At 65.4% G+C, this 16,629-nt stretch carries 10 protein-coding genes; 8 read left to right on the forward strand and 2 right to left on the reverse strand.

The genetic code is table 11. From position 1 onward, the window contains the following. The 5 genes from V5A20_RS03940 to V5A20_RS03960 all read left to right on the forward strand — a co-directional run. The coding region (locus tag V5A20_RS03940) for a TonB-dependent receptor plug domain-containing protein (protein ID WP_332326761.1) at positions 1-2,426 on the forward strand (2,426 nt) is incomplete at its 5' end. A gap of 174 nt (positions 2,427-2,600) precedes the next feature. Then, a complete protein-coding gene (locus V5A20_RS03945) occupies positions 2,601-4,751 on the forward strand; it encodes a BatA domain-containing protein (protein WP_332326762.1) in 2,151 nt (716 codons plus the stop codon). Between the two features lie 433 nt (positions 4,752-5,184). Further along, positions 5,185-6,552, forward strand: a complete 1,368-nt coding sequence (hflX, locus tag V5A20_RS03950) for a GTPase HflX (RefSeq protein WP_332314622.1) — start codon at positions 5,185-5,187, stop codon at positions 6,550-6,552. A 139-nt stretch (positions 6,553-6,691) separates the two neighbouring features. Beyond that, positions 6,692-7,351: a CBS domain-containing protein gene (locus V5A20_RS03955; protein ID WP_332314623.1), complete on the forward strand. Its 660-nt coding sequence runs from the start codon at positions 6,692-6,694 to the stop codon at positions 7,349-7,351. A 151-nt stretch (positions 7,352-7,502) separates the two neighbouring features. Then, positions 7,503-8,006 (forward strand): hypothetical protein, encoded by a 504-nt coding sequence (locus V5A20_RS03960; protein WP_332314624.1) that lies wholly within the window; start codon positions 7,503-7,505, stop codon positions 8,004-8,006. Between the two features lie 15 nt (positions 8,007-8,021). Here V5A20_RS03960 and V5A20_RS03965 read toward each other — a convergent pair whose 3' ends face one another. Then, complete coding sequence (locus tag V5A20_RS03965) at positions 8,022-9,875, reverse strand: glycoside hydrolase family 13 protein (protein WP_332314625.1); 1,854 nt, start codon at positions 9,873-9,875, stop codon at positions 8,022-8,024. 264 nt (positions 9,876-10,139) lie between these two features. Between V5A20_RS03965 and gyrB the strand changes: the two genes are divergently transcribed. After that, complete coding sequence (gene gyrB, locus V5A20_RS03970) at positions 10,140-12,098, forward strand: DNA topoisomerase (ATP-hydrolyzing) subunit B (RefSeq protein ID WP_332326763.1); 1,959 nt, start codon at positions 10,140-10,142, stop codon at positions 12,096-12,098. A 100-nt stretch (positions 12,099-12,198) separates the two neighbouring features. Then, positions 12,199-13,212 (forward strand): glycosyltransferase family 2 protein, encoded by a 1,014-nt coding sequence (locus V5A20_RS03975; protein ID WP_332314627.1) that lies wholly within the window; start codon positions 12,199-12,201, stop codon positions 13,210-13,212. Positions 13,213-13,220: 8 nt separating this feature from the next. Here the strand turns inward: V5A20_RS03975 and V5A20_RS03980 are convergent, their stop codons facing one another. After that, positions 13,221-14,129, reverse strand: a complete 909-nt coding sequence (locus tag V5A20_RS03980) for a hydrogen peroxide-inducible genes activator (RefSeq protein WP_332326764.1) — start codon at positions 14,127-14,129, stop codon at positions 13,221-13,223. Between the two features lie 187 nt (positions 14,130-14,316). Here V5A20_RS03980 and katG point away from each other — a divergent pair, with 187 nt between their 5' ends. Further along, complete coding sequence (gene katG, locus V5A20_RS03985) at positions 14,317-16,512, forward strand: catalase/peroxidase HPI (RefSeq protein WP_442978426.1); 2,196 nt, start codon at positions 14,317-14,319, stop codon at positions 16,510-16,512. Positions 16,513-16,629: the final 117 nt, after the last annotated feature.

The following is a 16,629-nucleotide window of genomic DNA, read 5'->3' on the forward strand; positions in this document are numbered from 1 at the left end:
TGGAGCGAGCGCCGCTGCAGGGCGAGGGCGTAACGGTCACCGTTGGGTCGCGGGCACGCAATACAGTCGCCTCAGAGCTTGCCGTGCCCGTCGACGTGTACTCGGCCGATCAGATTGAATCGATCGGGACCGCCGAGGTCGGTCAAATTCTGCAGGAAGTTGCGCCGTCGGCCAATTTTCCGCGCCAGACGGTGGCGGATGGTATGGATGCTCTGCGATCCTTTACGCTGCGGGGCCTGAGTCCGGATCACACACTGGTGTTGGTGAACGGCAAACGCCGCCACAAGTCGGCTCTCGTGAACCGGCTGGGATCCGGTGTGCAGAAGGGATCGAGTCCGGTGGACCTGAATGCCCTTCCCTCCAGCGCCATTCAGCAGATTGAGGTGTTGCGCGACGGAGCGGCGGCAAAGTACGGCTCCGACGCCATTGCCGGGGTCGTGAACGTGCAGCTCAAGCAGGAGCCGCTGCCCCTAAGCGCAAGCTACCAGCTTGGGGGACACGTAACCCGCGGGTTCAATAACGACGGGACGACGCACAACGTGAGCCTCCAGGGCGGTACGGGTCTCGGAGACGACGGCTACCTGAACCTCTTTACGGAGCTCCGTCTCCGCGATCCCACCAATCGGGCCGGAGCCAGTCCGCGTGATCAAATCGAAGACGGAGACGCCGACGAGGTGATCGACATCGACGACGATGGGGTCCAGGAGGCCGTCGAGAAAAACAACCCAGTGCCGCAGCCGACCTTTCACTGGGGCGATGGCGAGTCCGACAACGTGTATGTGTGGGCCGACGGGGCATACCCGGTGAGTGATGCTGTTGAGGTTTACGCCTTTGGCGGGTACAGCTACCGAAACTCCATTGGAGAGGGATTCTACCGGCGGGCGAAAGGAGGTCGCAACTGGCCGAGCATTCATCCGCAAGGCTTTCTTCCGCAGTTCGACATTAACACGCAGGACTATTCTGCGTCGGTCGGCCTGCGTGGGACGGTTCTTGGGGGATGGGACTACGACCTAAACCTGCAGTCCGGGGAGAACGATTTTGAGTATAATATCGCCAACTCCCTCAACGTGACGCTGGGCCCGAACAGCACCCAGACCTCCTTTGATGCGGGCACGGTGAGCCACCGCCAGTCGCACGCCCAACTCGACCTCTCACGCGGGTACGATGTAGGTTTCAACGGACCCCTGAATGTATCATTCGGGTCCGTTTTCCGGATCGACGAGTATGACATTGAGGCCGGGGAGCGAGCATCCTGGGTTGACGGCCCGGTGAAGGAAAATCAAAACGGAGGTCGGGCTGCTCCCGGAGCGCAGGTGTTTCCGGGCTTTCGCCCCGACCAAGAAGTGGATGAGAGCCGAAATAACCTCGGGGTGTACACGGAGCTGGAGTCAAACGTGACTGACGAGCTACTCGTAAACCTCGCGGGTCGATTTGAGAGCTATAGCGACTTCGGCGAAACGTTAGACGGGAAGCTCGCGATACGCTTCCAGCCCCAGGACGCTGTGACCTTCCGGGCATCGGGCAGTACTGGCTTCCGAGCTCCCAACCTGGCACAGAGCTTCTTCTCCAAGGTGTCCACGACGTTTCTCGATGATCCGGACACGGGGGAGCTCCGGCCCTTTGAGGTCCAGCTGGCCCAAAACGAGAGCGACATTGCCGAGGCCTTGGGCGTACCTGATCTTGAGGAAGAAACGTCCATTAACCTGAGCACAGGGGTCACGGTACAGCCCGTTGACAATTTCACGTTTTCGGCCGATGCCTTCTTCATCGACGTCGATGATCGGATCATTCTCTCCGGCGAGCTTGGAGAAACCGAGGAGCAGCGAGAGCTGGTCCAGAACATTCTCGCCAACAACGGCATCGAGAATGTGGCCCGGGTACAGACGTTTGCCAACAGCGTCGACACGCAGACGTGGGGCATCGACCTGACGGCCAAGTATCAGACAACCATCGGCGAGAGTGGCCGGCTACTCTTGACCGGGGCGTTCAATCAAACGCAGAGCGAAGTGAACAGTGACGTGCGGACGCCCGACGTTCTCGGACGAGATTTCCGGGCAAGCATCCTCGACCGAGAGGCCCGATTGGAGCTTACGGACGAGCGCCCAGACAATCGGCTCAACCTCGATGCCACCTATGAGGAAGGTGGGTTCACGGCCAAGCTCGGGGCCCGGCGCTACGGCGAAACGCTCTCGCCGGACGGGACGCCCGAAGGCGACTTCGTGATTAGTTCAGAGTGGCTGTTCGACCTCACAACGAGCTACTCGTTTTTCGATGACTACGCAACGGTCACCGTCGGGGCACGCAACTTGACCGATGTGTACCCGGACGCTGATCCGCTGTTTTTCGGGATGTTGCCTTTCCCAACGTCTTCGCCGTTTGGGTTTAACGGTCGAGAGGTATTTGCCCGTCTCTCAGTCACCCTTTAGAGGACGCATTAATGCTGCTTCCAGCGACACCGAGCGCCTTCTCGGCCCTCTTTAGGGCGGGGGAGGCGCTTTTCTATTGTTGCGGCATACTGCTCTTTCTGGAACGCAAATCCCGCTCGCTCGGTAGCAGCCGGTCCCAATCGCGTCGTCGCTCGTGCCCAACGGTGGTTTTTCGTGTCGTTTCTGAATCCCTTTGCGCTCCTGGCGATGGCGGCGGTGGCGGTGCCGCTGTTCCTGCACTTCTTCAACCTGCGCCAGCCCCGCACCGTCGAGTTTAGCTCGCTGGCGTTCGTGAAAGAGCTGCAGGCGTCGGCGGTGCAGCGGGTCCGCATCAAGGAGTGGCTGCTGCTGGCCCTCCGCATGCTGGCCATTGCCAGTCTGGGGATGGCGTTTGCGCAGCCCACCCTCACGAGCAATCTCGGGGGGATGGCGGCCTCGGCCCCCACCGCCCACGCGGTTGTCGTCGACAACTCGCTCTCGATGACGGCGGACGGGGCGAGCGGGGCGTACTTCGACCAGGCGATCCAGAAGGCCCAGGGCGTGCTACAGACGGTGGAGCAGGGCGACGAGGCGCTCCTCTGGCCGACGGCCCGGAGCGGCGCGCGGCGGCCGGAGCCGACGACGAACACCGGCGTGGTCCGGCAGTCGCTCGCGGAGCTGGAGCCGCAGGCCGGGGCGGCCTCGCTCGCGGAGGCCGTGGGGCGGGCGGCCGACGCGACACGCCAGGCGGACGCTCCGCAGGCCGTCGTCTACGTGGTGAGCGACCTGCAGGCCAGCACCCTCGGCGACTCGGTCGCGACGCGCGTCCCGGACGGCGTCCAGGTGCAGCTGCTCCCCGTCGAAACCCAGGCCCAGTCCAACGTTGGCGTCTCGGACGTAACCGTCACCAGTCGCATCGCCGAGGTCAACCAGCCGGTACAGCTGGAGGCCACTCTCACCAACCACGGCCCCGACCCGCTCGACGACTACATGGCGAGCGTCTACCTCGCGGGCGACCGGGTGGCCCAGTCCACGACCACGCTGGAGCCGGGCCTAGCGACGACGGTGTCCTTCACGGTCACGCCCCAGACGCGGGGCTGGCTGGACGGGGCGGTGGTGACGGAAGACGATGACTTCCCGGTGGACGACCGGCATCACTTTGCGCTGCACGTGCCGGAAGAGCGTCGTGTCCTGCGAGTGCGCGGAGACGGGCAGGACACACGCTACCTCGACCTCGCTCTCTCGTCCGAAATGGTGGCGGACCGGATTGCCTTCCGCACCACCGCGATCGACGAGCGCGAGCTGGCGTCGGCGGAGCTGGGCCGGTACGACGCAGTGCTTCTCGCGGGGCCTCGGTCTTTGTCGAGCGGAGAGGTCGACGCCCTCACCCGTTTCGTGGACCGAGGGGGCGGCCTGCTCCTCTTCCCGAATGCCCAGGCCCGCCCGGAGGACTACAATGCCCTGCTCGGACGCCTCAACGCCGGCTCGTTCCGGGGCTTCAGCGGAACCCTGTCGGGCGATCAGACCGTGGCCTCGTTCGAGCAGGTGGACCTGCAGCACCCGCTCTTTGAGGGCGTCTTTCAAGAGCAGCGCCGGGAGGAGGCGTCTGTGGAGCGCCCGGACCTCTACTACGTGATGAACTTCCGCCCCTCGGGCCAGGCGGGACAGACCCTGATCGAGCTTTCCAACGGCCGCCCGTTCCTCCACGAGGCGCGCCATGGACGCGGGCGGTTGCTCACGGCAGCCGTGGCGCCCACCCGAGCCTGGAGCGACCTGCCCGTCCGGGGGCTCTTCGTGCCCCTGCTCTACCGATCGGTCTACTACCTCTCCGCCACCACCTCCGTCGCAGGAGAGCAACTCGTGGCCGGCCGCCCCGCCGAGCTGCGCGTAACGGGGGTGGCGCCCGACGCGTCCGTTCGCGTCCGAGGGCCCGACGGCATTGAGGTGACCCCTGAGCAGCGCACCCTCTTCGGGGCAACGCTTCTGCAGGTGGGGGGCACGCTGACGACACCGGGGCTCTACGACGTCCAGGCCGGCTCCACGCGGGCTCGGCGTGTGGCCGTAAATATCAATCCCGCCGAGTCGAACCTCCAGGGGGCGTCCCCGGAGGCTGCCTCCGAGCAATTGCAGAACGCGACGGGCGCGCCAATGCAGACGGTGGCCGCGGCGGAGGCCGGCGACCTTGAAGAGACCCTGCGCACCCGCCGGGCAGGGACCGAGTTGTGGAACGTGTTTCTGCTCCTGGCACTGGTGTTTCTTGCGGCGGAGATGCTCGTCGCCAGCCAGTGGGCGCCCGAGACGACATCCACCCAAACGGATGCGAGTCCCTCCAGGCGGCCGAAGTGATCGGCTCACAGTGGGGCCGGGTCGTTGGGGCGATGGTCGCCTGCATGGCGGACGTCTCCGTTGCGTGCTTCCTTCTGGGGCGGAAGACCGGTGCCGGCGGCATGACGGCCGCTGCCTCGGGCACGGTGCCTGTCGTCCACGGAGCGCTCCGTGGCGAACGCAGGGGCCGCGCGTGTGGGGACGAGGCCTGGAGGCCCACGTCGACGATGTGTTTTCGGGGCAGCGCCTGGCCAGCCGCAGGGACCTTGCTCCTTCCCTTACACTCGGGAAAGACGGGCGGTCGAGAAAATTATGTTTTCCCCACGGACCCTGTGCAACAACCCGGTGCCAAGGCAGGTACCACTGTATGGAATTTGGTTGAACCGAGTGTTCATACCTCGGCTGCCCCATCCCCTGTTCGCATTTTCCCCTCGATAGAGCTGCTTTCGCCGCATTGTTTGCCCCTGAACACAAGACGGAAGACGCCGAAACTGCGATCATCGTTGGGGTGATTACGCCTCGAGAGTCGCGATGGGAGGTGCGCGATCACCTCAACGAACTGGAGCACCTGGCCCGTACGGCCGGGGCCGACGTGACCGACCGGCTGACGCAGTCGCTCAACAGCCCGAGCCCGGCCACCTTCATCGGCTCCGGAAAGGTCAAGGAGCTGGCGCGCCTCACGAAAGAGCGGGACTCGGACCTCGTCATCTTCGACGATGAGTTATCACCGGTGCAGGTCAAAAACCTCGAGAAGGAAGTTGGGTGCAAGCTGCTCGACCGGACGGGGCTCATCCTCGACATTTTTGCCAGCCGGGCGCAGACGCGGGCCGCGAAAACACAGGTTGAGCTCGCGCAGCTCGGCTACCTTCGCTCCCGCCTTACGCGGCGCTGGACGCACCTCTCGCGGCAGGAGGGCGGCATCGGCACGAAGGGGCCCGGCGAGAAGCAGATTGAGATGGACCGCCGCATCATCGACAAGCGCATGGCGAAGCTGCGCGAGAAGCTCGACGAGATCGATCGGCAGCGCACGACCCAGCGCAAGGGCCGGGAAGGATACACCACCGCCTCGCTGGTTGGCTACACGAACGCGGGCAAGTCGACTCTCCTCAACGCCCTGGCCGACGAGGACCTTGAGGCCGAAGACCGCCTCTTCGCTACGCTCGATGCGACCACCCGCACCGTCGAGCTGGACTCGAACAAGGAGGTGCTGATGTCCGACACCGTCGGGTTCATCCGGAAGCTGCCCCACCGCCTCATCGAGAGCTTCAAGAGCACGCTCGACGAGGTGCGCAAGAGCGACGTGCTCGTCCACGTGGTAGACGTAACGCATCCGAACTACGAGGAGCAAATGAAGGTGGTCTCTGAAACCCTGGGGGAGCTGGGGGCCCGGGACAAGCCGACCCTCGTGGTCTTCAACAAGATCGACGCGATGGAGGACCGAACCTTGCTCCGTCGCCTCCGGCGCAACCACCCGGACGCGGTGTTCACGTCGGCCCTCCGCGGCATCGGCCTCGAAACGTTGCGGGAAGACCTGCTCGACCTCATCGAGCAGGACTACGTGGAGCGGGTGGCCTACATTCCGGTGAGCGAGCCGGAGGTCATCGCGCAGGTGCATCGCCTCGGCGACGTGATCGACGAGGAGTACGAGTACGCCGAGAATGGGAGAATGGACTCCCTGAATGGGGAGGTGGAAGAGGCGCAGGCCGTGGCGCGTATCCATTTCCGCGCTGCTCCGCGCAATGATGCCCGTCTCCGCGAGGCCTTGGATCCTCTCGGGGCGCTCCGACCGGCCGAGGAGGACAGGCCGGTCTTGGATGCTTAACGGGCCGAGGCAGTTCTGATTTCAGGGGCCCTGCGGCTCTGGCAGAAGGACGTCTTCGGCACGGCAATTGTGGGGGGTTGCACTGCCCCCTCCGTCCACGCCCCCTGCTGCATGTCTTTTTTCTCAAGCCCCCGACGCCATGAAAGTACGTGAGGCCATCCATTCCGCCACCCCTGCCCTCCAGAGCTCCGACCCGGTGGAAAAAGCCCTGGGGCTGCTCATGGAGCACCATGTGCGCCACCTGCCGGTCGTGAACGAAGACGGACGGCTGGCCGGCGTGATTGCCGAAACGCGCCTCATGGACGCCGACGGGCCGGAAGCCCCGGTTGAGTCGCTGCTCATTGGGCGTCCCGTGAGCGTGGGGCCGGACGCTCACATCTTCGACGCGGCCCGCATGATGGTCGAGCACGACCTCAGCACCGTGCCGGTGGCCGAGTCGGACGGGCAGTACCTCGGGGTGCTCCGCCGCCACGACATTTTCGACCAGTTTGCGCAGATGCTGTCGACCCGACAGCGGGGTGCCATCCTGGCCCTGGAGGTCGATGCGCGCGATTACGCCTTGGCGAAGCTTGTCCACGTGATCGAGCAAAATGAGGCGAAGGTACTGGCCGTGGCCTCGGAGCTCCCGGAGAATTCAACGGACGACATCCGGGTCACGCTCAAGCTCAACGTAAAGGACACCTCGCGCGTCCGGCACGTCCTGGAGCACCACGGCTACCACGTCGTGGCGGCTTTCGGGGAGGAGGACGGCGAGCTGGAGGAGCTGGTCGACGAGTTCGTGCGGTACCTGGAGGTGTAGGGCCGCGATGCGTGAGGAGTGATTCGTGATCAATGTCGGGGGACATCTTCACGTATCACGTTTTCACGCATCATGTTCGCACGCCTCATGCGCCTCCGCCGCTCTGCCCCGCGTCTCTTCGCTGCAACCCTGTCGTTCCATGAATGAGTCCATGAGTGAGTCCCCGTCCGAGTCTCCGGACTCCGCCGCCGTGCTGCAGTCCATGACGCTCCTGGCCACGTTGTCGACCGCCGCGACAGTCCGGGAGTCGGTGGCCAAGCGCCGGGCGGGTCGCGACCCCTCGGCCCAAGAGCCCGCCGATCGTGCGGCTGCTCGCCTCCGAAACACGGGAGACGCGCTCATGGACCTGCTCATGGAAATGGCCCTGAGCCGCGTGCCCCTGGAGCAGCGCGACGAGGAGCCCTTGCCACATGCCGTGCGCCATTTCGACCTGTTTATGAAGATGCGCCGTGCCGAGCGCCGCACGCAGGCCATGCACCAGCACCTGTTGAGCCTCTATCCGGCCGTCTCGGAAGAGCTGGTGGAGGCGGCGCGCCGCACGCACGACGCGATCGAGCAGTTCTTGGGCGACGCTCCGACCGCCGAGGGCCCGCACCTGTCGGATGTTCTGGAGCGAGGCACGAGCCTCGTTGTGTGGACGCGGCACGAAGTGTAGCGCCGTCCAGGGGCCTCATTCCCGAAGCTCCAGCACCATTGGCGTCCGGGCGGGCACCGCGAGCGTGTCGGTCAGTGTCACCGTCTCGCCGCTGATCACGTCGCGGCCCGCCGAGTGGCCCTGAATGCGCTCCGCGAAGCGGTCGAGGTCCAGCGTGCGCGCCTCGTCGGCGTCGTTGAGAACGACCATCACCGTGTCGTCGGCGTCGTCGTGGCGGAAGTAGACGTAGGTGTCGTCCTGCGGAATGTAGTGCGTGAGCTCGCCGTGATGCACGACGTCTGCGCCCTCGCGCCAGGTCGTGAGATTCGTCACGAAGTCGTGGGCTTCGTTCTCGCGGGCGGTGCGGCCCTCCTCGGTGAACACGCTCCGCTGGTCGGTCGGCCAGCCGCCGGGCATGTCGGCCCGCTTGGCGCCATCGCCCTTTACGTCGAGCATCGGCTGCATCAGCTCGGTGGCGTAGTAGACCTGCGGAATCCCGCGCGTAGTCATGAGGAACGTGTAGGCCAGCTTGAAGGCCGCCGGGTCCTCGTCCACGACGGAGAAAAACCGGTCGAGGTCGTGATTGTCGAGGAAGGTGACCAGCTTGTTGGGGTCAGGATAGACGTGGTCCTGGGCGAGCGTCCGGTAGAGGTCGTAGAGGCTCCCGCCGTCGGGGGCGAAGGCGTCCCGCGCCGCAAAGCTCAGCGGAAAGTCCGTGACGCTCGGCAGGTCCGAGTCGTAGCCGTCGGGATGGGCCTGAAAGTCGTCCTGCCAGTAGGCCTCGTGGGGCACGGTGGGCACCCAGCTCTCGCCCACAATGTTGAAGTCGGGGTACTCCTCCAGCACGGCGGACGTCCAGCGCGTCATGTACGCCTTGTCGGCGTAGAAGTAGGTGTCCATCCGGATGCCGTCGATGCCGGTCGACTCGATCCACCAGAGCGTGTTCTGAATGAGGTAGGTGGCCAGGAGCTCGTTGTCCTGATTGAGGTCGGGCATTGAAGGCACGAACCAGGCGTCTGTGAGCTGCTCCCGGTCGTGCTCCGAGGCGTACGGGTCGATGGCCGCCGCGCCCTCGTGATTCGTGGTGCCGTGCGTGTCGACGTCGTGGACCCAGTTGCTCGTGGGCGGGTCGTCCATCCACCAGTGGCGGTCGCCGATGTGGTTGTGGATCATGTCCATGATGACCTTCAGGTCCCGCTCGTGGGCGTCCTGAACGAGGCGGCGGAACGTGTCGTTGCTCCCAAAGCGCGGGTCCACCCGGTACATGTCGGTGGCCGCGTAGCCGTGGTAGGCGCCGTACTCGGGGGACATGTCGTTTTCGAAGATGGGCGTCATCCAGATTGCCGTCATGCCCAGATTGTCGATGTAGCCCAGGTGCTCGCGGATGCCGGCAAAGTCGCCCCCGTGACGCGCGTTCGGGTCGGAGCGGTCGACGCCCTCCAGAAAGCCGGGGATCGAGTCGTTTTCGGGATTTCCGTTCGCAAACCGGTCCGGCATGAGGAGGTAGATCACGTCCTCGCTGGAGAAGCCCTGCGCGTACGTGTCGGTGCGGCGCGGGCGAAGCTCAAAGTCGCGGGTAAGCGTCCCCTCGTCGTGCCGGAAGCGGAGCGTCATCGTGCCGGGCGTGGCCGCGTCGGCAATGCGGAGGCGCACGAAGAGGTAATTCGGATTTTCGACCTCGGTGACCCGCTCCAGCGACACGCCGGTGTGGTCGATGTTCTGCACCCGCGTCTCGGCGAGATCGTCGCCGTAAACCATCAGCTCCACGGTCGACCGTTCCATGTCGACCCACCAGAAGGGCGGGTCGATGCGCTCGATCTCGGGCGCCTGAGCAAGCGCGAGGGCAGGACAGACAAAAAGGAGCAGGGCAGCGGCGAGCGTGCGGTGCATGGAGGGGGCGGACTTGTGAACGTAGTGTGGGGCTGTCTTTCGGATCTTACGGAAATGATACCACACAACGTAGCGGGCGGCCCGGGCGACGTCCACCCGGCCCGACCGAATTGGGGACGATTCCACACGCGGTGGAGGAGGGACGGCAGTCTGTAGGCGGTGTGTGGGCTGAACCATCCCTGACTCCTTCCCGTATTCTCTCAACTGGACTCACAAGTGAAAAAGTGCCTTCTTCGCACCCTCTCGACTGGCCATCTGTTCTTCATGAGCGAGACTACCGACCTTCCGGATCGCGCGATCAGCGACTACGCGGCGTCCAACATTCAGGTACTTGAGGGCCTGGAGGCCGTGCGCAAGCGCCCGTCCATGTACATCGGCGACGTGGGCCTGCGGGGCCTGCACCACCTCGTCTACGAGGTGCTCGACAACTCGATCGACGAGGCCATGGCCGGCCACTGCGACGAGGTTGGGGTCGAGATTTACGAGGACGGCTCCGTCTCGGTCACAGACAACGGCCGCGGCATTCCGGTCGACCAGCACCCGGCGGAGGACCGCTCGGCGCTAGAGGTGGTGATGACCGTGCTCCACGCCGGGGGCAAGTTCGACAAGGACAGCTATCAAGTGTCCGGGGGGCTGCACGGCGTGGGGGTGTCGGTCGTGAACGCGCTGGCCTCGCGGTTCGAGGTGACCGTCTGGCGCGACGGTTCGGTCTGGGAGCAGAACTACCTGTGCGGGGTGCCGGAGGACCCGGTGCACAAGGTGCGCCCCATGGAGGCGGACGAGGAGACGGGGACCCGCATTCGGTTCTGGCCCGACGGGGACATCTTCAAGACGACGGAGTTTCGGTTCGAGACGCTCTCGGACCGCCTGCGCGAGTTGGCCTTCTTGAACGCGGGGGTGCGCATCCGGGTCGAAGACCACCGCGAGGACGACGAGGAGCTGGCCCGCGAGACGTACCACTCGGAGGAGGGCATTATCGGGTTCGTCGACTACCTCGACGAGGCGCGCGACTCCATTCTCGACGAGACGATCTACGTCGCGGATACGGACGGCGAGGTCCCCGTAGAGCTCGCCATGCAGTACAACGACGAATACAACAAGAACGTCCTCTCCTTTGTCAACAACATCAACACGCACGAGGGCGGGACCCACGTTACCGGCTTTCGGCGCGCCCTGACGCGGACGCTGAAGCGCTACGCTCAGCAGAACGACATGCTGAGCGACCTCAAGTTCGACCTGTCGGGCGACGACTTTCGGGAGGGGCTCACGGCGGTGCTCTCGGTGAAGGTGTCGGAGCCGCAGTTCGAGGGGCAGACGAAGACGAAGCTCGGCAACTCGGAGGTGCAGGGCATCGTCGAGTCGCTCATCAACACGAAGCTGGGGCGCTGGCTGGAGGACCACCCCGACCAGGCCGAGCAGATCATTCAGAAGGTGATCACGGCGGCCGAGGCGCGGGCGGCGGCGCGGAAGGCCCGCGAGCTCGTGCAGCGCAAGAACGCATTCTCGGGGGGGAGCCTCCCCGGCAAGCTGGCCGACTGCACCTCGCGGCAGCCGGAGGAGAGTGAGCTCTACCTCGTGGAGGGGGACTCGGCCGGCGGGTCGGCCAAGCAGGCGCGCGACCGTCACTTTCAGGCCATCCTGCCGCTGCGCGGCAAGATCCTGAACGTGGAGAAGGCCCGCCTCGACCGCATTCTGGAGCACGACCAAATTCAGAACATCGTCACGGCCCTCGGCACCGGCCTCACGTCGACGGAGGAGGAGTTCGACATGAGCGAAATGCGGTACCACAAGATCGTGATGATGACCGACGCCGACGTCGACGGCGCCCACATCCGGTCGCTCCTCCTCACGTTCTTCTACCGCCAGCTGCGCCCGCTCATCGAGAAGGGCAACATCTACATCGCCCTGCCGCCGCTCTACCGCATCCAGAACGGCAGCCAGGAGATCTACTGCTGGTCCGACGAGGAGATGCAAGAGCGCATGACGGAGCTGCGGGCCGACGGCAAGAGCCCGAGCATGCAGCGCTACAAGGGCCTCGGCGAGATGAACCCGGAGCAGCTCTGGACCACCACCATGAACCCGGAGACGCGCAAGATTCAGCAGGTGACCATTCAGGACGCGGCGGCGGCCGACCGGCTCTTCTCCACGCTCATGGGCGACTCGGTAGAGCCCCGGCGCGAATTCATCGAACGCAACGCCAAGTACGCGACGATCGACGCGTAGGCAGTATCGCGTGTTGCGTATTCCGCAGGCCCGATTGGTGCCCTGACCCGCAGAATACGCAAGGCGAAATCCGCAATCCCCTGGATAGTGTCCCGCATCTGTGGAGGCGTCCCCGAGTTCATATTCCCCGTCCGAGGAGGGGCCGGACATATCCATTGTCGTCCCGGCCTACGAGGAGGCCCAGTCCCTGCCCGACCTGGCCGACGCGGTGCGGGCGGCGTGTGAGAAAGCCGACCTCTCGTTTCGGCTGTGGATTATCGATGACGGGTCGCGGGACGAGACGTGGGAGGTGGTGCAGGGGCTGTGCGAGGACGACCCGCACATCGCGGGCATTCGCTTCCGCCGCAACTACGGCAAGTCCGCGGCGCTGGCCGTGGGGTTCGATCGGGCGCAGGGGCGCTACGTCGCGACCATGGACGCGGACCTGCAGGATGACCCGAACGAGATTCCGGCCCTCCTAGAGATGCTCCGAGAGGGCGACCACGACCTCGTCAGCGGATGGAAGAAAAACCGCAAGGATCCGCTCCGCAAAACCATTCCCAGCCGCTTCTTCAACTGGGTCACGCGCCTCTTCTCGGGCCTCCCCCTGCACGACTTCAATTGCGGCTTGAAGGTGTATCGCCGCGAGGTGGTCAAGAGCATCGACGTCTACGGCGAGCTGCACCGCTACATTCCCCTCCTCGCCAAGTGGGAGGGCTACGACCGGGTCGCCGAAAAAGAGGTGCGCCACCATCCGCGCAAGTACGGGACCACCAAGTTTGGGATCGAACGGTTTCTTCAGGGCTTCCTCGACCTCATCACGGTCGTTTTCCTCACCCGCTACGCCGTGCGGCCCATGCACTTCTTCGGCTCGATGGGCACCGCGGCGTTCGCGCTCGGCTTCTTGGTGAGCCTGTGGCTGTCGTTCGACAAGCTCGTGCTCGGGCACAACATCGGGGACCGCCCGCTGCTGCTGTTTGGGGTCCTGCTCATCCTGTTCGGCTCGCAGATGTTTACGACGGGCCTACTGGGCGAGATGATCATCCGGCCGCGGATGGAGGATCCGTCGACGTACGAGGTGGCCGAGGCCGTGGGCCCCGCCGACACGGCCGCTGAGGTGCTGGAGGGCCAATGAGACGGAGATCACGGGGGCGGGACGGTCGCCGGCAGCGCGTCGTGAAGGGTCTCCACGACGGCGTCGACGAGGCGCTGCTTGTGGCGCCGCCGCGTGACGAGCCGCACGTCTCGGGTTGGGGACGGGTCGGCGAAGGGGACGACGAACGTCGACTGCTCCGTCTCGGGCATGTGGTGGGTGGCGAGTCGGGGCAGAAGGGTCATCCCGCCGCTGTTGCGGACGAGGCGGACGAGCGTCTCGAGGGAGCCGCTTTCGAACTGGGCCGTGGCCTGGGGGGTGGACGAGACGCGGCCGCACACCTGAAGCACCTGGTCCCGGAAGCAATGCCCCTCGCTCAGCAGCCAGAGGTCCTCGAGGGAGAGGTCGGCGGGCGTCAGCGCGTCGCGGTGGGCCAGGCGGTGCGACGGAGCGACGTAGCCCACGAAGGGCTCCGTGAACAACACGCGGTCGTGGAGCTCGGGCCCGGCCTCGTTCGTGGCGATCAGGGCGGCGTCGAGTGCATCGGTGCAGAGCGCGTCGAGAATTTCGGTCGTGGGCCACTCGCGCAGCACCAGGGACACCTCGGGGTAGGCCGTTTCCAGGGCTGGCAGGAGAAGGGGAAGCAGGTACGGGGACAGTGTGGGCAACAGGCCCAGGCGGAGCGTTCCCGTCACACGGTCCTGTATCTCCGATGCGACCGTCGTGAGTCGATCCCGGGCGGCGAGCACCTCGCGGGCCTCCTCTACGATGTGCTCCCCGGCGGCCGTCGGCACCGCCGGCTGCCGACTCCGATCGATAAGCTCCACGCCCAGCTCGTCCTCCAGCCGGCGCAGCTGCCCGCTCAGGGTGGGCTGGGTCACGTCGCACGCGGTGGCCGCGTCGCCGAAGTGGCGGTGCGTGTCGAGGGCCACGAGATACTGAAGCTGCGCGAGCGTCATCGGGCGAAGGGGCGGTACTTTGATAGGAAGAAACTATCAGGAATATAGAGATGATCGATTTGAATAATCAAGTTCGGGGCCGTACCTTACAAAATGTCTCGTTATCCCTTCAGCAACGTCTTCATTTCTACCTATGTCAGAAGAGCACGCTCCAGAACGCACGAACGGGGCCGGCGGGTGTCCAGTGATGCACGACGGCTCCGACAACGGTTCGGCGGGGCAGCCGGCGAGGAGCACGCCCGCGACGAACCGCGACTGGTGGCCCAGTAGCCTGGACATCGAGATCCTCGACCAAAATGTGCAGGAGGTCGGGCCCTGGAACGGAGACTTCGACTATGCGGAGGCCTTCCAGGAGCTTGATTACGAGGCTTTGAAGGCGGACATCAAAGAGGTGATGACGACCTCGAAGGACTGGTGGCCGGCCGACTATGGAAACTACGGCCCGTTCTTCATTCGGATGTCGTGGCACGCCGCCGGCACGTACCGCACGACGGACGGACGCGGGGGCTCGTCGGGAGGGCGACAGCGGCTCGCCCCGCTCAACAGCTGGCCCGACAACGCGAACCTCGACAAGGCACGCCGGTTGCTCTGGCCGGTGAAGCAGAAGTACGGCCGCAAAATCTCTTGGGCGGACCTGCTGGTCCTGGCCGGCAACGTGGCCATGGAGTCGATGGGCTTCAAGACATTTGGCTTCGCCGGCGGCCGGGAGGACGACTACAAGCCCGACGGGTCCATCGACTGGGGCCCGGAAAACGAGATGGAGACCTGGGATCGGTTCGACGAGGAAGACGAGCTTGAGAACCCGCTCGGCGCGACCGTGATGGGGCTCATCTACGTGAACCCCGAGGGGCCGGAGGGCACTCCGGACCCGGAGTGGTCGGCCCAGCGGATTCGCCAGTCCTTCGGCCGGATGGCGATGAACGACCGGGAGACCGCCGCCCTCATCGCGGGCGGACACACGTTCGGCAAGGTCCACGGCGCCGACACCGACGAGCACCTTGACGCCGAGCCCGAGGCCGCCCCCATCGAGCAGCAGGGCCTCGGCTGGGAAAACCACTACGGCTCCGGCAAGGGAGGAGACACCATTACCAGCGGCATCGAGGGGCCCTGGACCGATGCGCCCACCCAGTGGGACATGGGCTACCTCGACTTCCTCCTCGACTACGAGTGGGAGGTCCACGAAGGCCCCGGCGGGGCATGGCAGTGGCGCCCGAAGAGTGACGAGCTGAAGGGAGTTGTGCCGGACGCCCACGATTCGTCGGAGACGGTGGACCCCATGATGCTGACGACGGACGTGGCCCTGAAGCGGGACCCGGACTACCGGGAGATCATCGAAGACTTTCGCGAAGACCCGGATGCGTTCGAGGATGCGTTCGCGCGGGCCTGGTTCAAACTGCTGCACCGTGACATGGGCCCGAAGGAGCGATACCTCGGCCCGGAGGTGCCCGAGGAGGACCTGATCTGGCAGGACCCTGTGCCGGAGGTCGACCACGAGCTGATCGGCGACGAGGAGATCGCCGAGCTGAAGGCGGCCATCCTCGACACCGACCTGTCCGTCCCCCGCCTGGTCAAGACCGCCTGGGCGGCGGCGTCCACCTACCGGGACAGTGACAAGCGCGGGGGCGCCAACGGAGCCCGCATTCGGCTCGAGCCGCACCGGCACTGGGAGGCCAACGAGCCGCACCAGCTGGCCCACGCGCTGGAGGTCCTGAAAGGCATCCAGCAAAACTTCAACGCGTCGCGGTCCGACGATGTGCGGGTGTCGCTGGCCGACCTGATCGTGCTCGGCGGGGGCGCCGCCATCGAAAAGGCCGCGGCGGACGCCGGCCACGACGTGGAGGTGCCGTTCACCCCCGGGCGCACCGACGCCTCGCAGGAGCAGACCGACGTGGAGGCGTTCGAGTGGCTGGAGCCGCAAGCGGACGGCTTCCGCAACTACATCGCCGACGATCCCGGCCAAGACTGGGCCCCGGAAGAATTTCTGATCGACAAGGCCGACCTGCTGAACCTGACGCCCGCCGAGACGACGGTGCTCGTTGGCGGGATGCGCGCGCTGGACGCGACCCACGAGCAGGCCGACGGGTACGGCGTCTTTACCGACCGCCCGGAGACGCTGACCAACGACTACTTCGTGAACCTGCTCGACATGGACTACGAGTGGGAGCCGGTCTCGGACGCCAAGGAGCACTTTAAGGTCCGGGACCGGAACACCGGTGAGGTCAAGTGGAAGGCGACCCGCGTGGACCTGATTTTCGGGTCCAATTCCAGGCTGCGGGCCCTTTCCCAGGTCTACGGGGCCGACGACGCCGAGGAGAAGTTCGTCGACGACTTCGTCGACGCCTGGACCAAGGTCATGACCCTCGACCGCTTCGACCTCGAGTAACACGGAACGGCCCTCCACCCCCGTCTCTACGACACAGGCCCCGGACGACCCTCTGGTCGCCCGGGGCCTTTCTGTTGTCTGTTGGGGAAAACTTCGCACACGCGTTCGCCCGTCCCG

Origin of the sequence: Salinibacter sp., from assembly GCF_036626415.1 — a bacterium.
Classification (GTDB): Bacteria; Bacteroidota; Rhodothermia; order Rhodothermales; family Salinibacteraceae; genus Salinibacter.